General features: G+C 71.4%; 19 protein-coding genes. 9 read left to right on the forward strand and 10 right to left on the reverse strand.

The features are described from left to right. Positions 1-14: 14 nt before the first annotated feature. The gene (locus tag ACWD2L_RS04395) at positions 15-1,145 is read right to left on the reverse strand and encodes an NDMA-dependent alcohol dehydrogenase (protein ID WP_351330714.1); all 1,131 of its coding nucleotides are present in this window, start codon (positions 1,143-1,145) and stop codon (positions 15-17) included. A 256-nt stretch (positions 1,146-1,401) separates the two neighbouring features. On the opposite strand from ACWD2L_RS04395, the gene ACWD2L_RS04400 reads away from it, so the two are divergent. From ACWD2L_RS04400 to ACWD2L_RS04410, 3 genes are all read left to right on the forward strand, one after another. Continuing rightward, the gene (locus tag ACWD2L_RS04400) at positions 1,402-2,469 is read left to right on the forward strand and encodes an AraC family transcriptional regulator (RefSeq protein WP_351330712.1); all 1,068 of its coding nucleotides are present in this window, start codon (positions 1,402-1,404) and stop codon (positions 2,467-2,469) included. Between the two features lie 124 nt (positions 2,470-2,593). Next, on the forward strand, positions 2,594-4,129 hold the full coding sequence (locus tag ACWD2L_RS04405) for an acyl-CoA synthetase (RefSeq protein ID WP_351330710.1): 1,536 nt from the start codon (positions 2,594-2,596) through the stop codon (positions 4,127-4,129). Next, the gene (locus tag ACWD2L_RS04410; RefSeq protein WP_351330709.1) at positions 4,126-5,148 is read left to right on the forward strand and encodes a phosphotransferase family protein; all 1,023 of its coding nucleotides are present in this window, start codon (positions 4,126-4,128) and stop codon (positions 5,146-5,148) included. Before ACWD2L_RS04405 ends, ACWD2L_RS04410 begins: the two co-directional genes overlap by 4 nt. A 21-nt stretch (positions 5,149-5,169) precedes the next feature. Here ACWD2L_RS04410 and ACWD2L_RS04415 read toward each other — a convergent pair whose 3' ends face one another. The 6 genes from ACWD2L_RS04415 to ACWD2L_RS04440 all read right to left on the reverse strand — a co-directional run bounded on the left by ACWD2L_RS04415 (position 5,170) and on the right by ACWD2L_RS04440 (position 13,035). Next, complete coding sequence (locus tag ACWD2L_RS04415) at positions 5,170-6,096, reverse strand: enoyl-CoA hydratase-related protein (RefSeq protein WP_351330707.1); 927 nt, start codon at positions 6,094-6,096, stop codon at positions 5,170-5,172. A gap of 43 nt (positions 6,097-6,139) precedes the next feature. Further along, complete coding sequence (locus tag ACWD2L_RS04420; RefSeq protein ID WP_351330705.1) at positions 6,140-7,498, reverse strand: phosphotransferase family protein; 1,359 nt, start codon at positions 7,496-7,498, stop codon at positions 6,140-6,142. Further along, the gene (locus tag ACWD2L_RS04425; protein ID WP_351330703.1) at positions 7,495-8,688 is read right to left on the reverse strand and encodes an acyl-CoA dehydrogenase family protein; all 1,194 of its coding nucleotides are present in this window, start codon (positions 8,686-8,688) and stop codon (positions 7,495-7,497) included. Before ACWD2L_RS04425 ends, ACWD2L_RS04420 begins: the two co-directional genes overlap by 4 nt. 76 nt (positions 8,689-8,764) lie before the next feature. Beyond that, positions 8,765-10,441, reverse strand: coding sequence for an AMP-binding protein (locus ACWD2L_RS04430; RefSeq protein ID WP_451187195.1), 1,677 nt, complete (start codon positions 10,439-10,441; stop codon positions 8,765-8,767). 145 nt (positions 10,442-10,586) lie between these two features. Beyond that, entirely contained in the window at positions 10,587-12,398 is a 1,812-nt protein-coding gene (locus ACWD2L_RS04435; protein ID WP_351330699.1) for a PP2C family protein-serine/threonine phosphatase, read from the reverse strand. A gap of 106 nt (positions 12,399-12,504) precedes the next feature. Next, entirely contained in the window at positions 12,505-13,035 is a 531-nt protein-coding gene (locus tag ACWD2L_RS04440; protein WP_351330698.1) for a cupin domain-containing protein, read from the reverse strand. A 176-nt stretch (positions 13,036-13,211) separates the two neighbouring features. On the opposite strand from ACWD2L_RS04440, the gene ACWD2L_RS04445 reads away from it, so the two are divergent. The 3 genes from ACWD2L_RS04445 to ACWD2L_RS04455 all read left to right on the forward strand — a co-directional run bounded on the left by ACWD2L_RS04445 (position 13,212) and on the right by ACWD2L_RS04455 (position 15,146). After that, positions 13,212-13,550, forward strand: a complete 339-nt coding sequence (locus ACWD2L_RS04445; protein WP_451187198.1) for an alpha/beta fold hydrolase — start codon at positions 13,212-13,214, stop codon at positions 13,548-13,550. Continuing rightward, positions 13,490-14,050: an alpha/beta hydrolase gene (locus tag ACWD2L_RS04450; RefSeq protein WP_451187199.1), complete on the forward strand. Its 561-nt coding sequence runs from the start codon at positions 13,490-13,492 to the stop codon at positions 14,048-14,050. Before ACWD2L_RS04445 ends, ACWD2L_RS04450 begins: the two co-directional genes overlap by 61 nt. Before the next feature lie 97 nt (positions 14,051-14,147). Beyond that, complete coding sequence (locus ACWD2L_RS04455; RefSeq protein ID WP_351330697.1) at positions 14,148-15,146, forward strand: aldo/keto reductase family protein; 999 nt, start codon at positions 14,148-14,150, stop codon at positions 15,144-15,146. 392 nt (positions 15,147-15,538) lie between these two features. Here the strand turns inward: ACWD2L_RS04455 and ACWD2L_RS04460 are convergent, their stop codons facing one another. Then, on the reverse strand, positions 15,539-17,737 hold the full coding sequence (locus tag ACWD2L_RS04460) for a 2Fe-2S iron-sulfur cluster-binding protein (protein ID WP_351330695.1): 2,199 nt from the start codon (positions 17,735-17,737) through the stop codon (positions 15,539-15,541). 111 nt (positions 17,738-17,848) lie between these two features. Between ACWD2L_RS04460 and ACWD2L_RS04465 the strand changes: the two genes are divergently transcribed. Both ACWD2L_RS04465 and ACWD2L_RS04470 read left to right on the forward strand, forming a co-directional pair. Beyond that, entirely contained in the window at positions 17,849-18,463 is a 615-nt protein-coding gene (locus ACWD2L_RS04465) for a TetR/AcrR family transcriptional regulator (protein WP_351330693.1), read from the forward strand. A 165-nt stretch (positions 18,464-18,628) separates the two neighbouring features. Further along, positions 18,629-18,850 carry a hypothetical protein gene (locus ACWD2L_RS04470; RefSeq protein ID WP_326016114.1) on the forward strand — a complete coding sequence of 74 codons (222 nt, stop codon included), beginning with the start codon at positions 18,629-18,631 and terminating at the stop codon, positions 18,848-18,850. A gap of 13 nt (positions 18,851-18,863) precedes the next feature. On the opposite strand, the gene ACWD2L_RS04475 is transcribed toward ACWD2L_RS04470, so the two are convergent. Next, positions 18,864-19,559 carry a DUF899 domain-containing protein gene (locus ACWD2L_RS04475; protein WP_351330691.1) on the reverse strand — a complete coding sequence of 232 codons (696 nt, stop codon included), beginning with the start codon at positions 19,557-19,559 and terminating at the stop codon, positions 18,864-18,866. A 160-nt stretch (positions 19,560-19,719) separates the two neighbouring features. Here ACWD2L_RS04475 and ACWD2L_RS04480 point away from each other — a divergent pair, with 160 nt between their 5' ends. Next, positions 19,720-21,231, forward strand: a complete 1,512-nt coding sequence (locus ACWD2L_RS04480; RefSeq protein WP_351330689.1) for a hypothetical protein — start codon at positions 19,720-19,722, stop codon at positions 21,229-21,231. Positions 21,232-21,265: 34 nt separating this feature from the next. Here ACWD2L_RS04480 and ACWD2L_RS04485 read toward each other — a convergent pair whose 3' ends face one another. After that, positions 21,266-22,081, reverse strand: a complete 816-nt coding sequence (locus ACWD2L_RS04485; RefSeq protein WP_351330688.1) for an SAM-dependent methyltransferase — start codon at positions 22,079-22,081, stop codon at positions 21,266-21,268. Positions 22,082-22,159 lie beyond the last annotated feature (78 nt).

The raw sequence follows: 22,159 nt of genomic DNA on the forward strand, positions 1-22,159 counted from the left end.
GGTCCTGTGGTGGCTCAGTAGTCGGCGTCGGTATAGCGGACCACGCCGCGCAGGTTCTTGCCGTCCCGCATGTCCTGGTAGCCCTGGTTGATCTCCTCCAGGCGGTAGGTGCGCGTGGTGAGTTCGTCCAGCTTGAGCAGCCCGGCGCGGTACTGCTCAAGGAGGCGGGGGATCTGGGTGCGCGGGCTGATGCCGCCGAAGATGGCGCCCTGGATCCGCTTCTGCATCAGCGCCAGGTCGAACAGGCCGACCTTGGCGTCGATCTGCGTCATGTCCGCGATGGCCGTCACGATCACCTGGCCGCCCTTGGCGGTCATGGCGAGCGCCGGGGCCAGCTGGTCGCCCTGGAGTTCGCCGACGGTCAGGATGACGGTGTGGGCCTGCGCGCCCCAGGTCAGCTCGGCGACGGGACCCGCGGCCTCCTCCATCGAGGCGAAGGTGTGCGTGGCGCCGAACTCCCGTGCCTTGTCCCGCTTGAACTCGACCGGGTCCACCGCGATCACGAACCGCGCCCCGGCCGCCGCCGCACCCTGCACCGCGTTGATGCCGACGCCGCCGACACCGACGATCACGACCGTGTCGCCGGGCCGGGTGTCGCCGATGGAGACGGCGGAGCCCCAGCCCGTGGAGACGCCGCAGCCAAGGAGCGCCGCCGTCTCCAGCGGCACATCCTTCTCGATCTTGATGACGGAGGACTGGCTGACGGTGACGTACGGGGCGAACGTGCCCAGCAGGCACATCGGCGTGACCGGGTCCCCGCCCGCCGTGCGCGTGCGGTACGTGTTGTCGGCGATGGACTGCCCGGTGAGCAGGTTGGCGCCCTGGTCGCACAGGTTCTGCAGGCCCTGCGAACAGGGGCGGCACACACCGCAGGCCGGGATGAAGCCGAGGACCGCGTGGTCGCCCACCTCGACGCCGGAGACACCGGGGCCGACCTTCGTCACGACGCCCGCGCCCTCGTGACCACCGAGGAGCGGATAGGTGGCGGCAAGGTTCGCCCCGCCCCGGAAGTGTTCGTCGGAGTGGCACAAACCCGAAGCAGCCAGGCGCAGTTGCACCTCGCCCGCGACCGGGTCGCCGACCTCGATCGGCTCGACCGTCCAGTCCTCGCCGGGCTTGTGGAGCAGGGCTCCCTTGGTCTGCATGCGCATTCTCCTTGCCTCGGCACCATTGCCGCGCCCGACCGCGTCCTCGTCACCAAACCGGACGGTCGGACAGGGCCGGACACACTTGCCTCAAGTTATGGCGGCACGCCCGACCGCCTCCATGACCAAAGCGGACAACGCCGGGACAGATTCGGACACGCAGCCGGGTTGTGGCCGCCGGGAGCCCGTGCTGTCATGAACTCCCCTGACGGATAGGGGCGTTGGCAGCGTGACGGCGGGAAACGGAGGGCCGGTCATGACCGTGTCGGTGGACACGGCTGCCGCGCAGCCGAAGGTCATCGCCGAGGGCTTCACCGACTGGGACTTCCCGCGCGCCGCCTCGGGCGTCGTCCTGCTCCTCGACTTCGCCGCGGAACGCGGCCTGGGCGCGGCCGGCTGCCTCGCCGGCTCGGGCATCGACACGGCCGCGCTGCGTGATCCGCACCATCTCGTCGAGGCCTCGCAGGAGATCGCCGTCGTCCGCAACCTCCTGCACGCGCTCGGCGACCGCCCGGGGCTCGGCATCGAGGTCGGCGCCCGCTACCACGTCACCACGTTCGGCCTGTTCGGCTACGCGCTGCTCAGCGCCCCGACGATGCGCGAGGTGTTCCGGTACGGGCTGCGGTACTCGGCGCTGACCTTCGGCTTCGCCCGGCACAGCGCCGTGGTGGACGCGGCGGGCGACGTCCAGCACCGGATGGACGGCGGCCGGATCCCCGCCGACGTCCGGCGCTTCCTCGTCGAACGGGACTGCGCCGCCAACATCGTCCTCGGCCGCCAGGTGTTCGCGGGCGGCCCGCCCGTCCCGCTGCGCCGCGTCGACCTCGCCTTCCCCGGGCCGCCGGGCGCCGCGCCGCCCACGGTGCTCGACGCGCCGGTCCGCTACGGCGCCGGGACGACGGCCCTCGTCTACGACAGCGGCATCCTCGACAGTCCGCTGCCGCACGGCAATCCGCACACCGCGCAGATCTGCCAGGAGCTGTGCGAGCGCCTCGTGGCACAGCGGGCGAGCGGCAGCGGCGCGGCCCGCACGGTGCGCAGACACCTGCTGGCGGGCGGCGGACCCGACCCCGGCATCGAGCACATCGCCCGCCGCATGAACGTCACCTCGCGCACCCTGCGCCGCAAACTCGCCGCCGAGGGCACCACCTACCGGCGGCTGCTCGACGACGTACGGCTCACCCTCGTACAGGACGGGCTGCGGCACGAGCGGCTGTCCGCCGCCGAGCTGGCACACCGGCTCGGCTACTCGGAGCCGTCGAGCTTCATGCGGGCCTTCCGCCGCTGGACGGCCGCGGACTCCGGCCGCTCCGACGGGAGTTGAGACCCGCGCGTCCGCCCTGAACGAACGATCAATTCATTGCGTCGCATGTCTTGCTGCCGCCTCGCGGGGTGACTTAGAAAGAGTCCACGGCCACCGGCGTTCACGTCCATGCGAAAGGCGTCCCGTGTATCCAGGTGCCCATGCCCAGACCGATCCGCAGCGCCCCGCCGTCGTCATGGCGTCGACCGGCGAACAGCTGACATACGGGGAGCTGGACGAACGCTCCATCCGGCTCGCCCACGTGTTCCGGGAGGCGGACCTGCGCCGCGGCGACGCGGTCGCTCTGCTCACCGACAACTCGATCCACGCGTACGAGGTGTACTGGGCGGCCGTCCGCTCCGGCTTCTACATCACCCTCGTCAACCATCACCTCTCCGCGCCCGAGATCGCGTACATCGTGGGCGACTCGGGAGCCGCGGCCCTGGTGGTGTCGGGCGCCCTGGCCGACCTCGCCCGGGACGTCGCCGGGCAGGTCCCCGCTTCCGTCCGCGTACGGCTCGCCTACGGCGGCGCCGTCGAAGGCTACGACGACTACGCGACCGCCCTCGCCGGGGCATCCGCCGAACCGCCCGCCGACCAGCCGCGCGGCGCCGACCTGCTCTACTCCTCCGGAACCACGGGCCGCCCCAAGGGCATCCGCCCCGAACTCCCGGACCGCCAGGTCGGCGAGCCCGGCGACACGCTCGTCGAACTCCTGCGCCTGTTCTACGGCTTCGACCAGGACGCGAGGTACCTGTCGCCCGCGCCCGTCTACCACGCCGCGCCGCTGCGCTACGGCGCCTCCGTGCACGCGCTCGGCGGCACGGTCGTCATGATGGAGCGCTTCGACCCCGAGGACGCGCTGCGCGCCATCGAGCGCTACCGGATCACGCACAGCCAATGGGTGCCGACCCACTTCATCCGTCTGCTGCGGCTTCCCGAAAAGACCCGCACCGCCTACGACCTCTCCAGCCACAAGGTCGTCGTGCACGCCGCCGCGCCGTGCCCGCCGGACGTCAAGCGCGCGATGATCGACTGGTGGGGCCCGAAGCTGTACGAGTACTACTCCGCGACCGAGGGCATCGGCATGACGCTGATCACCTCCGAGGAGTGGCTCACGAAACCGGGCTCGGTCGGCCGGCCCATCCTCGGACAGCCGCGCATCTGCGACGACGAGGGGCACGTGCTGCCCGCGGGGGAGACCGGCACCGTCTACTTCGCTCGGGAGGGCGACGGCAGCTTCGAGTACCTGGGCGACCCCGACAAGACCAAGGGCGCGCAGCACCCGCAGCACGCGGACTGGGTGACCCTCGGCGACGTGGGCCACCTCGACGAGGACGGCTATCTCTTCCTCACCGACCGCAGAAGCTTCATGATCATCTCGGGTGGGGTGAACATCTACCCGCAGGAGATCGAGAACGTCCTCGCGCTCCACCCCGACCTCACCGATGTCGCGGTGATCGGCGTCCCCGACCCGGTGATGGGCGAGGCGGTCAAGGCCGTGGCACAGCCCGCCCCCGGCGTGACACCGGACCCCGACCTGGAGGAGCGCCTGATCGCGTACGTACGGGAACGGATCGCCCACTACAAGGCGCCCCGCAGCGTGGACTTCGTCGACGAGCTGCCACGCACCCCAACAGGCAAGCTGGTCAAGGGAAAACTCAAGGCGCGGTACTCATGAGCACGGGTGTCGAGCCCGCGGTCGGCGAGTGGCTGGCCGCGCACGTCCCCGGCCTCGTGCCACCGCTCACCTTCGACCTCGTCTCCGGCGGCCGATCCAACCTCACCTACCGGGTCACCGACGCCATCGGCACCGTACGGGCGCTGCGCAGGCCGCCGACCGGCGGCGTGCTCAGCACCGCGCACGACATGAGCCGCGAGTGGCGCTTCCAGACCGCTCTCGCGCCGACCGCGGTACCGGTGCCCGAACCGCTCGCCTACTGCGCGGACGCCTCGGTGACCGGCGCGGAGTTCTACGTCATGGACTTCGTCGACGGCACAGTGGGCGCGGACCGGGACGCCGTGGAGGACTGGCCGCAAGACGCCCGGCGCCGGGCGGGCACGAGCCTCGTCGAGGTCCTCGCCGACCTGCACCGGATCGACCCGCTCGCGGCCGGCCTCGGCGACATGGCCCGCCCCCGCGGCTACGTGGAACGCCAACTGCACCGCTGGCAAAGGCAGGTGCACCGCTCCGGCGCACCCGACCTGGAGCTCCTCGACACGGTGCACGACGCGCTGCTCGCCCGGGTGCCGGAGCAGCGCTCGGGCATCGTGCACGGTGACTTCCGGCCCGGCAACCTGTCCTTCGGTCCCGACGGCACGGTGGTCGCCGTCTTCGACTGGGAACTGGCCACGCTGGGCGACCCGTTGGCGGACCTCGGCTGGCTCGTCTCCACGTGGGAGCAGCCGGGCGACACGGTGCCGCCTACGACGGACGGGCCGAGTGCGGCGCCCGGCTTCTGCGACCGGGCCGAACTCGTCGACGCCTACGCCAAGTTGTCGGGGCTCGATGTGTCGGACCTGCCGTACTACGTGGCGTTCTCACGGTGGCGTTCGGCGTGCATCGGATCCGGGGTGGCGGCCCGGTTCGCGGCCGGGGTGATGGGCGAGAACGAGCTTCCGGTCGGGGAGTTGCGGCGGCAGGTGTTGCGGCAGAGCGAGGCCGCGCACGAGGCGGTGCGCGACCTCGACGGCCGGTAGGTCACCGCTCCGGTGCCGCGCTCACCGCACGTCCTCCGGGCGGCCGGGCCAGGACGGCAGGGTGTCCTCGTGGTCGGCGAGCATCGCAGGGAACTTCGCGGGCCGCTTCTCCAGGAACGACATGACGCCCTCGGCGGCATCGGGCCCCTGGCCGAGTCGCTGCATGGCCGCCGAGTCGAGACGGTGCGCGTCCCAGGGGGAGGACGCGCCGAGCATCGACCACATCAGCCGGCGTGAGTGCGCGACCGAGACGGCCGAGGTGTTCTCGGCGATCTCCGCAGCCAACGCGTAGGCGGTGGTGAGGAGTTCGGCGTCGGGGACGACGCGTGAGACGAGGCGCCCGGCAAGGGCTTCCGCCGAGTCGAAGACGCGGCCCGTCGCCACCCACTCCATCGCCTGCGAGATCCCCACGACCCGCGGCAGGAACCAGCTCGACGCCGCCTCCGGCACCAAGCCACGCCGTGCGAACACGAAGCCGAAGCGGGCCGACTCTGCGGCGATGCGGATGTCGGCGGGCAGCGTCATCGTCGAACCGACGCCCACTGCCGGGCCGTTGACCGCCACGACGACCGGCTTGACGCTTTCGGCGATGCGCAGCGCCACACACCCGCCGCCGTCACGCGGCACGCCGTCGATGGTGCCGAAGTCCGTGCGCCCGCCGGCGCGCCCGGCGGCGTCGTGGTCGAACGTGGCCGCGCCGCCCGCCAGGTCCGCGCCCGCGCAGAAGCCACGCCCCGACCCGGTCAGGACCACGGCCCGCACGTCGTCGTCGGCGTCGGTCAGGTCGAAGGCGGTGATGAGTTCGGCGGCCATGGTGTGCGTGAAGGCGTTCAGGCGCTCGGGCCGGTGCAGGGTGATGGTGGCGATGTGGTCGGCGACCTGGAACCGGATCTCCGTGAAGTCGGGCTCGGTGCCGGTCGCGGTGGCGGCCTGGTGGGTGTCTGTCATGCGTGGGTCCTCAAGCTCTCTGTGCGTGTACGGGTATGTGTGCTCACCCGGCCGTCTGTGCCGCGTACGCCGGGTTGGCGACCGTCAGCTTGTCCAGGACGCCCCCGCGTACGGCGTCGACCACCGCCGCGTCGTCCGCCGCCACGGCGCCGTCGCGGATCGCCTCGGCGAGGGCGCGATCGTCGGCGAGGCCGTGCGCGGACAGGCGGCGGGCGTGCGCCTCGGCCTGGGCGGGCGCGAGCAGGGCCTCGCGGCGGGCGATGGCGACCGCGTTGCCCGCCACCTTCGACAGGAAGCGCAGTCGGGGATCGCCCGCCGTTTCCTCGGTGAGGAAGGTCTGGACGGAGCGCAGCAGTGCGTCGGCGCCGGGCCGGTCGTGCGGGGGAGCGGCGGCGGTCCCGTCGCGGCCGGTGAGGACGTCGGGTACGGGGGCGGGTTCGGTGACGCCGAGCGCGAGCAGCACGTCGTACTCCTGTTCGCAGACCTTGCGCCCCAACACGGCCCACTCCACGGCCTGTTCGGCGCCGGACAGGAACCGCTCCGCCTGTATGCGGCACAGCACTGCCCAGCGGAGCGTGCCGTACAGCTCCCACCAGTGGAGTTCGGCCTCGCTCGGGCGGGTCCCGGCGATCTCGGCGTACCCGGCGAGCAGCTCCTCGCGCGGTCCGAAGCCGCCCACCGGCTCGGCGGAGCCGAACCGCCAGGCCTTCACGCACAGCCAGCCGAGATCCTCGACGGGGTCGCCGAGATGGGTGAGCTCCCAGTCGAGGACGGCGCGTACGCCGGTCTCGTCGACCATCAGGTTGCCGTTGCGGAAGTCCCCGTGCACGACGCAGGTGGGGCGGGCGTTCGGTGGGCGGTGGTCGGCCAGCCAACGCAGGCCGAGTTCGACCGCCGGACGCGGGTCGTCGAACTGGCCGTAGAGGTCGGTGAGTTGGTTCAGCGGGTCGACCTCGGGCAGATCGGGGACGGACGTGGCCGGGATCGTGTGGATGCGCGCGAGGATCCGGCCTAGCTCCCGCACCAGCTTCGGTCGCACGGCCGCGAACCGGGCGTCCCGCAGCAGGCGGCGCGGGATCGTCTCGCCCTCGACGCGCTCCATGACCAGGTAGGCGCGACCGAGCCCCGTGCCATGGTCGACGAGGCGGGGCACGGGTACCCCCGCCTCCGCCGCGGCGGTCAGCACCGCGGCCTCGCGCGCCATCACCTCGGGACTCGGCTTGACCGGCGGGTCGCAGCGCAGGATCAGAGGGTGCGAGGCGCCGTCGGCCACCGTGGCATCGAGGGAGAAGGTGTCCCGGCTGGCGCCACCGGACAGGCGCCGCCAGCCCTCCACGGACACGGGTTCGCCCCACAAATCGGCCAGCCTGGCCCGCAGTCCCTCCTCCAACCGTTCACTCACGCGGGCAGCCCCGCCCACGGCGCCCTGCTCACATCGGCGAGCAGCTTGCGCGCGACGACCATGCGGTGCACCTCGTCGGGACCGTCGTAGATGCGCGCGTAGCGGGCCCGCCGGTACATGGCCTCCAGCGGTGTGTCGGCGGTGACACCGAGCGCACCGTGCACCTGGATGGCACGGTCGACGACGTTGTGCAGCACCTGGGCGCCCCAGAACTTGACCATGCTGATCTCCAGGCGGGCCTGCCCGTCCTGGTCGTAGCGGCGTGCCGCGTCCAGGGTCATCAGCCGGGCCGCCTGGATCTCGGCGGCCGACTCGGCGACGTAACGCCGGATCTCGCCCTTCTCGGCGAGCAACGAGCCGTGCGCGTAACGAGTGTTGGCGCGCGCGACCATCAACTCGAAGGCGCGCTGGGCCTGTCCCAGCCAGCGCATGCAGTGGAAGATGCGGCCGGGCCCGAGCCGGCGCTGCGCGATGGTGAACCCCTCGCCGCGCTCGCCGAGGAGATGGTCGGCGGGCACCCGCACATCCGTCAGGCGCAGCTCGCAGTGGTCACCCTCGGTGTCACCCATCGTCTCCAGAACGCGGGAGATCTCCAGGCCCGGTGTACCGGCCGGCACGATGATCGCGGAGACCGTGCCGTGCGGGCTCGCGGCGTCCTCGTCGGTGCGCGCGAAGACCGTGGTGAAGGCGGCCCGGCTGGCCCCGGTGGTGAACCACTTGTGGCCGTTGATCACCCACTCGTCGCCGTCGAGCACGGCGGTCGTCGCGATCCGGGTGGGATCGGACCCGGCCACCTCCGGTTCGGTGAGGCCGACGCTAGGACTGAGCTCGGCGTTGGCGAGTGGCCCCAGCCAGCGCTCGCGCTGCGCCCGCGAGGCGTACAGGTCGAGCATGATCGAGTCCTGCATGGTGTACGTGCCGACGGCCAGTTGCCCGTACTCGGAGCGCCCGATGATCTCGTTGAGGAGCGCGAAGTCGTACAACGGCAGTCCCTTGCCGCCGAGTTCGACCGGGTGGCCGAGAATCCACAGATCCAGCTTCTTCGCCCGCTCCTGCAAGGTGGCGAGCGTGGCGCGGGCCTCGGGGGTGCGGCCGCCGAGGGCCTTCTCGGCGGGGATCACCTCGTCGTTGATGAAGGCGGCCATGCGGGAGCGCAGTTCCGTCAGGTCTTCATGTGTCCGGTCAGGCATGCGGATCCGTCCAGTCGGAGGGCGGGAGCGGGGGCGGGTGCCTCCCATCAGCCGGGAAGAGGGAGGGGATGTGCCGTCAGTCGCGGGCGGCCTCGCGCAGCCGCACCTTGAGCACCTTCCCGGCGGCGTTGCGCGGGAGTGCCTCGATGACGGCGACCGAGGTCGGCTTCTTGTACGAGGCGAGCCGCTCGCGGCAGTGCTCGGTGATGTCCGCCTCGGTGGGCGGGTCGGCCGGATCCCTCGGCACGACGTACGCGCGCGGGGTCTCCACCCACTCGGGGTGCGGCACGCCCACGACGGCCACCTCGGCGACCTTCGGGTGCCGGTCGATGACGGACTCGACCTCCGCCGAGTAGATGTTCTCGCCGCCCGAGATGATCATGTCCTTCTTGCGGTCGACTACGTAGATGTAGCCCTCGTCGTCCATCCGGCACAGGTCGCCGGAGTGGAACCAACCCCCTTCGAAGGCCTCGGCGGTGGCCTCCGGGTTGTTCCAGTAGCCCAGCATGAGGTTGCCGCCACGGTAGACGATCTCGCCGACCTCGCCCACGGGCACGTCCCGCATCTCCTCGTCGACGATCCGCGCGTCCACGTGGCGCACGGGCTTGCCGACGGAGCCGAGCTTGCGCACCGCGTCCTCGCCGCCGAGGTAGCAGGTGACCGAAGCCATCTCGGTCTGGCCGAAGGCGCTGCGGATCACGACGCCGGGGAAGGTCTCGTTCATCGCCTCAAGGACGGACGGCGGGGCGACGGACGCACCCCAACTCAGGCTGTTCAGCACGAGTTTGCGGTCCCGGATGCCCGGCACCTCGCAGATCGCCTTCCACTGGCTCGGCACGAGGAAGCAGCCGGTGATCCGCTCCCGCTCCAGCAGGTCGACCGTCTCGGCGGCGTCGAAGCCGACGGTGGCGCCGATGACCGTGCAGGTGCCGTAGAGCATGGAAGCGACGACCGAGTCGACGCCCGCGATGTGGAACATCGGGATGTTGAGCAGGCTCCGGTCGGTGGGCTGCGGTGCCTGCACCTCCACCATGTGCAGGGTGTTCACGATCAGGTTGAGGTGGCTGAGCACGGCGCCCTTGGAACGTCCCGTGGTTCCCGAGGTGTACATCAGGAACGCCGGATCGTTCTCGTCGACGTCGGCCTCGACGGGCCCGTCGTCGTACGCGTCGCGCACCGCGGTGAGGCTCTCCGTGCCGTCCGGCGCGCTGTCCTCGCCGTCCCCGAGGTGCAGCACGCGGCAGTCGTCGGAGCCCGCCAGGCGCCTCGCTTCAAGGCCGAGTTCGGTCAGCTGCTCGTCGACCACGAACACGGTCGGCGTGCAGTCGACGAGGACGTGGGCCACTTCGGCGGGCACCAGGCGGAAGTTGATCGGCACGGCGATCGCGCCGAGCCGCAGCGCGGCGAACCACACCTCCACCGTCTCCATCCGGTTGGTGGTGAGCGCTGCGACCCGATCGCCTCGCCCGACGCCACGCGCCGCGTAGGCGCGCGCGAGGCGGTTCACCCGCGCGTCGAGGGCGGCGTAGACGATCTCCCGGCCGCGGTGGCGCAAGGCGGGGGCGGTGGGCGTTCTCCGCGCCTGGCGCGCCAGTTGGTGGGCGAGGGAGAGGCGGCGACCGGCGTTGAGCGAAGTCGTGAAACCTGAGGAGTCGGTTGCGTCGGCTGCATGAGTTGCGGCACTTGCGTCACGTGTGTCGGGCACGAAGGACACGCGGTCTCCCGTCGACGGCTGCCGGACGGCCCGGGTCACCCCGCCGCGACGGCCTGTGCGGGGGCCCGATCCAGGACTGATCGAACGTTAAGAGGCCCACGGCCCCCCGACAACCCCCATGGCGCGAAAGGTGGTTGTTCCGGCCAGGTGGGCCGACGTCGCGGGGGTGGGTGCTGAGCGGTCGTTAAGGCGCCGAGGGGGACGTCGACGTACGCCGGAGGACCAGGAGTGTCGCGTCGTCGGACCGGTGCGGGCCGTCGAGCTCGCCGACGAGGCACTCCGCGTACTCCTGGAGCGCTTCGTGCCCCGCACCGGGAGCGGCGCCGTCCAGGCACCGCTGCGCCGCGTCGAGGAAGCGGCGCGTGTCGAGGTCGGGGTCGCTGTCGCGGCGCTCGGTCAGCCCGTCGGAGTACATCAGGACGATGTCGCCCACGCGCAGGTGCGCCCCCGCCGCCGTGTACGGCGTACCCGGCAGGACACCCAGCGGAAGGCCGGGGCCGCCCTCGGGGTCCGGCAGTTGGCAGGCCGTACCGTCGCGGACGAGGACCGGGCGCGGATGGCCCGCGCAGGTCCAGCGCAGCAGGGCCCGCTCCGGGTGGTAGCTGGCGATGATCGCGGTCGCGGTGGACTCGACGCCGTCGGCGCAGGCCAACTCGTTGAGCCACTGCGTGAGTTGTTCGACGCGCTGCTCGGTGTAGGCGAGGCCCGCCAGCGCGTAGCGGAGTTTCGCCATGAGGGTGACCGCGGCCAGACCGTGCCCACGGGCGTCGCCGAGCGCGACGAGCAGGCGACCGCCGGGGAGCGTGCGCGCCTTGTACCAGTCGCCGCCGACCCCGGCCTCCCGGGCGTCGGGCCGGTACACGGCGGTGGCCTCGAGGCCGGAGGCGGCCGGTTCGCCCTGGAAATGCGGGAGGATCGCCTCGCGCAGCACGCCTGCGACCTCGGCGACGGCCTCGGCGCGCTCGCGCTGGCGCCGCGCCTCGCGTTCCGCACGCTCGGCGCTCGCGCGGCGGCGCCGCTCGGCGGTCACGTCGGTGAGCACGGCCCGCAGCGCCCACACCAGGCTGCCGGGGGCGATGCTCACGGGCTCGGAGGTCATCCGGATCACGCGGGAACCGGCTCCGTTCAGGCGCAGCTCACAGACGCCCGTGCGTTTGCGCAGGATGACGTCGTAGAGCGTCCGGTACAGGTCGGGCAGGCTGTCCGGAGCCACGGCCGCCGCCAGGCCGGACAGCGTGGGGACGGCCGCCTGACTGCCGAGGCCCAGCACCCGCCGGAATCCGCGCGAGGGGTCGACGCCGCCGTCACCCAGGTTCCACTCCGCCCAGCAGGTCCGCACCAGCTGCTGGGCGGCGGCCGCCATGTGTACGCGGTGGCCGCGGTCCCAGGTGATCAGCAGGTGCTGCTCTCCGCACGGGGCGACCCGGACCTGATCATTGACCCGGACCGGCCCGCGCGACGTGCTCACGACCCATTCGATCAATGTGGGCCCTTGCGGGGAACGCTCGTTCAGGGCATCGGCCAGCATGCCGGGCAGCGCAGTCCCGGCCAGGGAGGGGAACCGCTCGAACAGCGACAAGGGGCCCTGCCACCGTGGGAGACCCCCATGGGGGAGGCGGTCGGCGGCGTAGGTGCGGGCCGCCGCGTTCTGGGCGACGTAGAGGGCGTCTCGGATGCGGCCTTCGCCGTCCCGGAGCGGGGCCACCAGAAGCGTCGGCACGGGCATGGCGTCGAGGACCTCGCGGTCGGAGGGGGAGGGCGGCAGGGGGGTGGACGAGACGGGGGCGGTCGACGCGACCGTGTCGTGCTCATGGCCGTGGCCCTGGTCCCGATCCCGGTCGTGCTCCTGCTCCTGCTCCTGCTCCTGGTCCTGCGCATGTTCCTGATACGACTCCGCGTACTTCCTGATCCGTCGTCGCTGGGCCCGCAGGAGTTCCCGGATGGACTGGAGCGCCAGGTGTGTGCGGGCGTCGGGCACCGGTGAGGTGGCGTCCATACGGGGGAGTGCCTCCTGTGCGCGACGGGGTCGGTGCCCCTCAGCCTCCGTGCCGTCGCCCGGGCGGGCCAGTCTGCCTACGCCATGCGCGCTCACCGCGCGCGGTTCAGGACGGCGCCCGCCCTGCCCCGAAGTCGAAGTCCTCCACGAAGTAGCTGTCGTGCCGGACGCGGAACTCCTTGAGCTCCTCGGGGCTGCGCTGCGACATCTCCGCGACCCGCTCGAAGTAGTCCTCGCGCGGAGCGCCGGGGGCGAAGAGCATGAGCATGGACACGGGGTCGTCGGTCACGTTCTTGAAGGCGTGCAGACCGCCGGCCGGTACGTACAGGAAGTCGCCCTCCCGGCCCGTCACCCACTTGTCGCCGTCATAGAGCTCGAGTTCGCCGGACAGGACATAGAACGACTCCGACATCGCCCGGTGGAAGTGGGTCTTCGCGCCCGCGGACCGCGGGCCCAACACGCCCTTGTAGAGCCCGAATTCGCCGCCGGTCGACTCCTGGGTGGCGAGGTAGCCGGTGGATCCGCCGGGTGAGGAGACCTCCGGCGGGGTGTCGGCCGGGCGGAAGGACGCGCTCACCTCTCCCTTGTCGCCGTGGTAGCGGGGCTCCGGGTACTGCATGTTCGGGAAGTACGACATGGTGTGCTCCTTGTCGGCAGGTCCGATCCACCGCAAGGTTGCCCGCTCCGGCCGCGCACTGCATCGGCCCCGTGAACGATGGCCGCGGACTTCCGGACGAGGCCCGAAGACCTAGGTCAAAGGGTCAGTACGACACCGAGCGATGATTTCGGGCATCGGACGGGGTCTGCCCTGGTATGACCACTGTCAACGCCAATGACATCACCCTGGGTATCGAGTCGTTCGGGGCCGACGACGCGCCACTCGTCCTGCTCGTGGGCGGCACGACGATGCTGTCCTGGCCCGACGCGCTGTGCGAACGCCTCGCCGCGGGCGGGCGCCGTGCGGTGCGCTACGACCTGCGCGACAGCGGCGAGTCCACGACCGGGGACCCGGAAGCGCCCGCCTACACGCTGCGTGACCTGGCAGCCGACGCGGCGGCCCCGCGCACCTCGCGGGGATCGGTGTCGGCGGAATGGTCGCGCAGGTCGGCGCGCTCGACCATCCGGAAGCGTTCTCGGCGCTCACCCTGGTAGGCACCCGCGCGGTCGCGCCCGGACCGGTCGACGACGACCTCCCCGATCACGACCAGGCGACGATGGGCCGGATGTTCTCCAGTCCGATGCCCGACTGGGCCGACCGGGAGGCGGTCGCGGAGTTCGCCGCCGCAGGAGCGGAGGTCCTCGGCAATGACCCCGCCGCCGCGCGCGCAGTAGCCGCGCGTGTCTGGGACCGCACGCCCGGCACCGCGCCCCAGGTCCAGATGGCCAACCAGTTGGGCATGGTGTTCTCCCGGCTCGACTGCACACCCCGCTGGCGCGAGCGCCTGCCGGAGATCAAGGTGCCCACGCTCGTCGTCCACGGCCGCTGCGACCCGTTCTTCCCTGTGGGCAACGGTGAGGCGATCGCGCGCGAGATTCCCGGGGCACGGCTACTCGTCCTCGATGAGGCCGCCACCGCGATCCGCGACGCGGACGTCGGTGCGGTCGGCGAGGCGATGCTCGCCCTGCACCAGGCACCGGCAAAGTGGTCATGAACAGGGCGATGTCGCTGGACGGGTTCACGGCCCGACTCTTCCCACCGCACGGCACCGCACCGCCACCGCGCCATTGCACAAGTAAGAAGGAGCAACCATGCAGTACCGCAAGCTCGGCGATTCGGACCTCCGGGTGTCGGAGATCTCGCTCGGATCCTGGCTCACCTTCGCCGGTGGGATCGAGGCCGACAAGACCCGTGCCTGCACGGAGGCGGCGTTCGACGCGGGCATCAACTTCTTCGACACCGCCAACGTCTACGGGCAGGGCGCCGCGGAGACGGCCTGGGGCGAGATCCTCTCCGGCCACCCCCGCGACTCGTACATCCTGGCAACCAAGGTGTGGGGCCGGATGTCCGACGACCCGGCCGACCAGGGGCTGTCCCCGGCGCAGATCGCCAAGCAGATCGACGCCTCCCTCACCCGCCTGAAGACCGACTACGTCGACCTCTACCAGGCGCACCGTTTCGACCCCGACGTTCCGATCGAGGACACGATCGAGGCATTGCAGAAGGTCGTCGAACAGGGCAAGGCGCGCCACCTCGGCTTCAGTGAGTGGACCCCCGAGCAGATCCAGGCCGCGATCGACATCGCGGGACCCGACCTGTTCGTCTCCTCTCAGCCGCAGTACTCCATGCTCTGGCAGGCCCCCGAGACCGAGGTCCTCGGCCTGTGCGCCGGCAACGGCATCTCCCAGATCGTCTGGTCGCCGCTCGCCCAAGGCGTGCTGACCGGCAAGTACAAGCCCGGACAGCCCGTCCCCGAGGGCAGCAGGTTCGCCTCCGCGGACATGGCCGTCTCGCAGGACCTCGTCTACAGCGACGCCATCCTCGAAGCCGTCCAGCGGCTCGTCCCGATCGCGGAGGACGCCGGGATCAGCATGCCCACCCTGGCCCTGGCCTGGGTCCTGCGCCGCGGCGAGGTCGCGTCCGCCATCACCGGCGCCTCCCGCCCGGAACAGGTCCACGCAAACGCCGCGGCCTCCGGCGTGGACCTGTCCGCCGACCTGCTGGTCGCCGTCGACGAGGCCCTCGGCGACGCGCCCGTCACCCGGCCGACCCTCGCCCCCAACGCCCGGCCCGGCATCAAGCACCGCTGACCCGGCAGCGCGGGCACGCCCCAACGCCACGGTCCTTGCGTCCCCCCGTAGCGAGCCGCTCCTCCGCGTACGCGACCTCCCCGCCCGACCACCGTCGCCCACGACCCCCACGGCCTGGATGCGTTCGGGCGCGACGCGTGGGTCGTCGTCGAGGACCGCGAAGTCGGCGAGCATGCCGCGACGCAGGGCGCCCCACGGTGCTCCTCGCGGACGGCGTGCGCTGAGCCCACCGTGTGGGCGTACAGGGCCTGTTCGACGGTGACCGCGTCGTGCGGGGCGATGGGGTCGCCCAGGGCGGTGCGCCGACACCTCGATCGGTGCACAAGCCTTGGCAGTTGCGCCTGGTTGTCGAGTGTGTGAGGTCGGCACTCGGCAGGAGCGCGGGTCCGCCGTCAGTCGGAGCCCGACGGGTCCGCCACGTCGAGGGTCACGCTCGTCAGCGGGCAGCCGACACACGCGAGCACGTACCCCGCTGCCCGCTGCTCCGCTGTGAGACTCGTGGTTTCGGGCTGCGTGACCTTCCCGCTGAGCAGGCGCACCAGGCACTCGCCGCAGTTGCCGATCGTGCAGGAGTACGGCATCCACAGTCCTGCGGCGAGGCCCGCGTCCAGCAGGGTCTGGCCGGGCTCGACCACGGCGGTGCCCACGAGGTCGCCATCGTGCTCGATGGTCAACTCCTGTGGTGTCGTGGCTTCCGCTGGGGCGACGGCTGCGGCACCCGTGAACCGCTCTCGGTGCATGCGCTCGTCCGGTACGCCGAGGTTCTGCAACACGTCGCGGACGGTGTCCATCAGCGGTTCGGGTCCGCAGACGTAGTGGTGGGTGTCCTTGTCCGGGGGCAGGGCGATGACCCATCGGCACACGCTGTCGGCGTCGAGGCGGCCGTCCCGGTGGCTCAGCACGTGGGTGACCGTCAGCCGGTCGGGGTGTTCCCGCTCCATGCGGGCCAACTCCGCCGCGAAGACGACATCTTCGGAGGTGCGGCTGCTGTACAGGAGGGCGATGCGGGCGTCGGCCTCTGGGGCGGACAGGTGGGCGCGCAGCATGCTCATCATGGGGGTGATGCCGCTTCCCGCCGCGATGAGGGCGAGCTGTCCGGCGGGCCGTTCCGGAGTGTGGAAGGTGCCGGAGGGTCCGCGCAGGGCGAGGCGGTCCCCGGTGCGTAGAGCGCGGTGTACGTGGGTGGAGACCCGGCCGCCCTCGACCTGTTTGACGGTGATCTCCAGGCGCGTGCTGCCGGGAGCCGAGGAGGCCGAGTAGGCGCGCCGCACCGGAGTGCCCTCCATGTCCGTGACGAGGGTGAAGTACTGGCCGGGACGGAAGTCGAACGGCTTCCGGTCCTCGGCCGCGTCCTCCAGTACGAGGGTGCGGACACTCGGCGTCTCTTCACGGACCTCGGCGATGCGCACCTGCCGCAGCGGGCTCTCGGGTGTCCCGGCCTCCGGTGCGCCGTCGCCGTGCCCGGCACCCATGGGGGAGCGGACGCCGTCGTAGCCCTCCTTGCGCAGACCGGCGACGTAGGCGCGGTCGATCGCCTTGCGGAGCAGCCGGTTGACGCCGGGGAGGGAGGTGACGAGCCCGACCAGGCGTGCGGACGTGCGGCCGGAGTTGGCGGAGAGGTGGGCGCTGCCCACGGCCATCATGTCGAGCGCCGGGCCGCGACCGCGCCGTCCCTCCGGGGCCCACAGGCGCGCCGCCGCCACGGCCTCGCTGGTCCCGACCTCGGCGTGCTCGACGTCGATGAGGAGCGCCAGATGGGGCGGCGCCCCGCGCAGTGCCATCGTCTCGAGCAGAGCGGGATCGTCCGTGATCGCGGCGCGTCCGCGCAGGTGCAGCACGCCGCTGCGGCCGGGCACGAGCGCGGCGAGGGAGAGCCGGTCGTCCTCCAGCAGGTTGTGCAGGGAGTCGGCGCGCTTGTTGCCCTTGCGGTCGGCGAGGACGAGCGTACGGCCGTCCAGGGTGCGGGCCACCGCCGACCGGTCCCCGCGCGGACTGGTGTCGCTGCCTCCACGGGTGTCCCAGGTGGACAGGGCGAGGAAGGGGGAGGCCGCCAGGAAGTCGGCCACGCCGGGACTGCTCAACGGGCCCTCCCCGGACACCGGTGCGGCCACCGCGGCGCCGGAGGGCGGCTCCCACAGGCCGGAGCGGATGACCGCCTGCGCGCAGTGCACATAGGCCTGAGCGACGCTCACGGTCGTCTCCGCGCCCCTGCCGGCCGTCGCCGTGCCGTTGACGCGCAGCACTTCCCCCACGCCCGGCAGCAGGAAGTACAGCGAGACCGGGCCGCGCGAGACACGCGGTCCAGGGACGGCGAAGGAGATCCGGGCCGAGGAGTGGACGCGCGTGAACCCGGGCGTGCCACCGACGAAGGTGGTCCGGGCGGCGCCGTCGGCGTCCCGGTAGCCGAAGGCGGCGATCGGGCTGTGGGCGAGGACGGCGCGGCAGCCCTCGTCCAGGGCGCCGATCTCCTTGCGCAGGATCATCGCGGCGGGCCGGCCGATGACGGCCTCGACCTCTTCGGCGGAGGTGAGGCGATGCGTGGGGTGCGGTGGAGGGACGTCGCCGGTTCGGGGGCGCTCGGTGGGGTTCACGGCCGGGGCCCGGTTGCGCTGATGTTCTTGTTTTCGCAGGTCATGGCAGTATTCTGAGTAAAAGCTCACCTCTTTCGCCACTCGCTTTTCGCGCCCCGGAAGGATCAGTGGATGTCGTCCTCCGACCGCCGTCTCACCCCACGTCGCAGGCCCACCCAGGTGCGTGCCGAGCTCACCCGCGAGCGCATCCTCGCCGCCGCTGCTCACGTTTTCGCGGAGTACGGCTACGCGGCGGGGACCACGAACCGCATCGCCGACCACGCCCGTATGTCCATCGGCTCGCTGTACCAGTACTTCCCCAACAAGGACGCGATCCTCGCCGAGCTTCTGGTGCGGCACATCGACCGAGGCGCCTGGACGGGGGCCGATGAGCTCGACCTCGCCCCCGGCAGCCTGGAGGAGACGGTGCGGGCCCTGGTCCGCGACGCCATCGACCATCATCGCGACGACCCGGAACTGCTGCGCATCATGATCGAGCAGGCGCCGGTCTCGAGCGAGCTGATCGAGGCGATGGACCGGCACGGCGAGGCGCGGGTCGCCCAGATCCGTGACGTGCTCGACCGGCACCCGGACGTTTGCGTACTGGACCTCGACGTGGCCGCACAATTGGTGGTGGGAACGGTCGAGTTGAATACGCATCAGCTCATGGCCGACCCGCACCCGGTACCGGTCGACCGGCTGGAGAACGAGCTGGCCGCCATGCTCACGCGCTATCTGCGCGGATGATCACGGGCAGGGCTGCCAACGGGCTTTGTGGAGGTCAACCGGGCACTCCGGGCCGGGACTCGGCGGACGCTCCTCACTGTGCGTGACGTCACAGTTGGACACTCATGGGGCGCGTCTGGCAAGGTCACCCGTCCGATCCCGTGAAGACCCGATGGGAGGGGCGCGATGACCGAAGTGAACACCATCAGCGTCGAGGAAGCGACAGCCGTCGCCCGGCTGCGCATGAACACCACGACACTGGACATCCCCAAGGACTTCGACCGCTGGTCGCCCGACGAGATGTCGGACTGGCTCGAGCAGACCGAGGACGACCCGGACGTCTCCGACACCGACTTCTACGAAGCCCAGCAGACCGTGCACCGCGTGCTCGGTGTCGAGGACGCCTGACGTCGGCCCGGCTTCAGGCGTGCTCGCCGTACGCCGCCGCGATCTCCTGCGGTGAAGCCCACCGGCTGTACGTCGGTGACTTGGGCCAACCCGCGGGGGAGTCCTGCCACTCCTCCTGCCGGCCGTACGGCAGCAGGTCGACCAGGCCGAACAGATAGCTCAGTTGCTCGGTGCCGCGACCGTCCGTGTGCCAGGTGCGGTACACGGTGTCGCCGTCGCGCAGGAACACGTTGACCGCGAACCCGGCGTTCGGCGGTGCGCCGACGTCGGCGCCGAACGGGCTGTTCGCGGTGGAGTACCAGTCCATCGTGTTGCCGACCTTGCGCCGGTACGCGAGCGCCTCGTCGATCGGCCCCTGCGTGACGATCACGAAGCGGGCGTCGAACTTCTCGAGCCCCGCGAGCCGCGTGAACTGGGACGTGAAGCCGGTGCAGCCGCCGCACTGCCACTCCTCGCCCTCGTGCCACATGTGGTTGTAGACGATCAACTGCGGGTGCTCACCGAAGACGTCGGCGAGCCGCACCGGGCCGTCCTCGCCCTCCAGTACGTAGTCGGGCATCTCGATCATCGGCAGTCGGCGCCGCTGCGCGGCGATGGCGTCGAGCTCCCGTGTGGCGGCCTTCTCACGGACCCGCAGCGCCGCCAGTTCCTTCTCCCACGTGGAGCGGTCGACGACGGGCGGCAGGGCGTTGCCGGTGGTGGTGGACATGGGACCTCCGGAGGATGCGGGCGCTGTCGCGCGTTCCAGTCGTTCGAAGGTGTGGACCGTCCGGTGCGCCGAAAGTCATCGGTTGCCCGGACGGTGTCTCGTAGGGTGCTCTGAAGCCTCGTGGATCAACAGGGCTGTTGAAGGAGTGAGCACGGGGGGAGTGGCATTGCGGATACGCGGACATGGCCGACGCTTCGGGGCCCGGGCCGCGGCACTGGTCACAGGGGCGCTGCTGGCCACGACCGCGGCGGTGGCACCGGTCCTCGCCGCGGAGAGCCCGGACGGCCGGGCCCGGCTCACGCTCGACGTGCCCGAGGCGTCCCGACTGTACGACGCGGACGAAGGCGCCGACGCGAGATTCGACGCTCCCAAGATGCTGGTGGAGCCGCACGGCGGCGTGGCCCGCAACGTCGAGATCACCGTGGACGCCCGGGAACTGAGGGACGCCGGCACGATGACTCCCGGGCACCGGTGCACAGGTGACGACGACGTGTTCCGCTGCCGCTTCGACCCGCGCTCCCTGCGTTACGCGACGCACTTCAGCCCGTTCCATCTGCGCGGCAAGGACGGCGCCGCCCCGGGGGACGGCGGGACCGTGCACCTCACCGCGCGCGCCGACAACGCCGAAGCGGTGCGGGCGGACGTGCGGATGGAGGTCCAGCCTCCGGACCTGACCTCCGCCGGGGTGGAGCGGGTGCCCGGTCTCGTCAAGCCCGGGGAGCCGATCGAACTGCGGCCGGGCCTCGCCAACGAGAGCAGCCGGCGGGCCGACCGGTTCGCGCTGAAGCTGGGCACCTATGGCGGCCACATGACAGTGGATCGGAAGTATCGCAACTGCTGGTACACCGCCGGCAACGACGGGCCCGTGGACGAGGAGCCCCATGGGAATGACCTCGCCTGGTGCGAGTTCGACACACCACTGCCTCCGCACAGCGCCTGGCGGATCGCCCAGCCGATGATCGGCCACCTGCAAAAGGACATGCCTGCGGAGAGTGTCCGTTATCAACTGCCCTACGAAGTACGGGACAAGGCGACCTACTCGCGGCGAGGGAGCGGTCCCGAGCTGAAGCTGGAACGCGTTCCCGCGGGCGACATCACGTCGGACACCACCTCGGGCTCACTGATCGTTCGCGGCACCGCGCAGCTGGACTACGCCCCCGTCGTCGAGGGCGCCGTCCGCGGCAAGGTCGGACAGACCGTGACGGTGCGCATCGGGGCACGCAACGTCAACGGAGGCAAGCTGCCCGGCATCAGCCCGGACCGCTTCGAGATCGTCCCGCCCGAGGGCACCACGATCACCGGCACGCCCTACACGGTGGACGGCGATCCGATGGACAACGGGTGCAAGCGCCCGGCCAAGGGATCGCGCGCGTGGCGGTGCGGCCTGAGCAGTGACGCGTTCGAGCAGATCGACGGCCGCAAGGGCGCGCGCACGACCGTGACCGTCCGCATCCGTATCGACGACAACATGCCCGGTGCGCGCGGCACAGTCCGAGTCATCGGCAAGTACGACCGAACCCATGGCAACGACAGCGTCACGCTGTCGACCGACATCAACGGCCGCGAGCGGACCTCCCCGCTGGCGATCGGCGGGGCGGTCGCGGGCGGCGTCGTGGTCTTCGCGGCCGGTGCGGTGCTGGCGCGCCGGTACGTGAGGAACCGGCGCGGCTGAGGGCCGCACACGCGGCCCCGCCCCCCCGTCCCGCTCAGTGCTTGATGCCCACGCCCGCCAGCAGGCTGATCTCGGCGTCCGCGATCTCCGTGCCGTCCTCGGGGTTGTCGCGGCGCCAGCGGTGGCAGCAGATGATGCCCGGCTCGATCAGGTCGAGCCCGTCGAAGAACCGGCGGACGTCGCTGTGCGAGCGGAACTGCACCGGCGTCCCGGAGTTGGTGTACGCCTCCGCCACCCCGTTCCACGTCTCGGGGTCGAAGTCGGGCGTGCAGTGGTTCATGGCCAGGGCGCTGCCCGGCGCGAGCGGCTCGAGCAGCCGGCGCACGATGGCGTACGGGTCGTGCGGGTCGGTGACGAAGTGCATCAGCGCGTTGAGGGTGAGGGCGATGGGCCGGTCGAAGTCCAGGACCTCGGCGTCCTGCACGGCGTCCATCAGCGAGTCCGGGTCGGTGACATCGGCCTCGACGTAGGCCGTGCGTCCCTGGATGGTGCTGCGCATGAGGCGCTCGGCGTACTTGAGGACGAGCGGGTCGTTATCGGCGTACACGACGCGGGCCTCGGGGACGAGGGACTGGGCGACCTGGTGCAGATTGGGCTCGGTGGGGATGCCGGTGCCGATGTCGAGCCACTGGCGGATGCCGTGCTCCCGCGCCAGCACGCGCGTGGCGCGGTGCATGAACGCGCGGTTCTCGCGGGCGGTGACAGGCAGGCCGGGGTGGGCCTTGGCGGCGACCATGGCCGCCTCCTTGTCGACCTCGAAGTGGTCCTTGCCACCGAGGAAGTAGTCGTACATCCGGGCCGAGTGGGCCTTGCTCGTGTCGAGGTCCCGGCCGGACTGCCTGGTGGTCATGTGCTCCCCTTCATAGGTGTGACTGTCGGCTGTATGTCGGTCGATCCGCGGGCCGGGAACGCGACCGGTGTCGGCGTC

The organism is Streptomyces sp. NPDC002754, from assembly GCF_053592315.1.

Bases quoted from the DNA above. Each gene is read 5' to 3' on its own strand.
- ACWD2L_RS04395 (WP_351330714.1), bottom strand. From the start codon at position 1,145: ATGCAGACCAAGGGAGCCCTGCTCCACAAGCCCGGCGAGGACTGGACG.
- ACWD2L_RS04400 (WP_351330712.1), top strand. From the start codon at position 1,402: ATGACCGTGTCGGTGGACACGGCTGCCGCGCAGCCGAAGGTCATCGCC.
- ACWD2L_RS04410 (WP_351330709.1), top strand. From the start codon at position 4,126: ATGAGCACGGGTGTCGAGCCCGCGGTCGGCGAGTGGCTGGCCGCGCAC.
- ACWD2L_RS04415 (WP_351330707.1), bottom strand. From the start codon at position 6,096: ATGACAGACACCCACCAGGCCGCCACCGCGACCGGCACCGAGCCCGAC.
- ACWD2L_RS04425 (WP_351330703.1), bottom strand. From the start codon at position 8,688: ATGCCTGACCGGACACATGAAGACCTGACGGAACTGCGCTCCCGCATG.
- ACWD2L_RS04435 (WP_351330699.1), bottom strand. From the start codon at position 12,398: ATGGACGCCACCTCACCGGTGCCCGACGCCCGCACACACCTGGCGCTC.
- ACWD2L_RS04440 (WP_351330698.1), bottom strand. From the start codon at position 13,035: ATGTCGTACTTCCCGAACATGCAGTACCCGGAGCCCCGCTACCACGGC.
- ACWD2L_RS04445 (WP_451187198.1), top strand. From the start codon at position 13,212: ATGACCACTGTCAACGCCAATGACATCACCCTGGGTATCGAGTCGTTC.
- ACWD2L_RS04450 (WP_451187199.1), top strand. From the start codon at position 13,490: ATGGTCGCGCAGGTCGGCGCGCTCGACCATCCGGAAGCGTTCTCGGCG.
- ACWD2L_RS04455 (WP_351330697.1), top strand. From the start codon at position 14,148: ATGCAGTACCGCAAGCTCGGCGATTCGGACCTCCGGGTGTCGGAGATC.
- ACWD2L_RS04465 (WP_351330693.1), top strand. From the start codon at position 17,849: ATGTCGTCCTCCGACCGCCGTCTCACCCCACGTCGCAGGCCCACCCAG.
- ACWD2L_RS04470 (WP_326016114.1), top strand. From the start codon at position 18,629: ATGACCGAAGTGAACACCATCAGCGTCGAGGAAGCGACAGCCGTCGCC.
- ACWD2L_RS04475 (WP_351330691.1), bottom strand. From the start codon at position 19,559: ATGTCCACCACCACCGGCAACGCCCTGCCGCCCGTCGTCGACCGCTCC.
- ACWD2L_RS04485 (WP_351330688.1), bottom strand. From the start codon at position 22,081: ATGACCACCAGGCAGTCCGGCCGGGACCTCGACACGAGCAAGGCCCAC.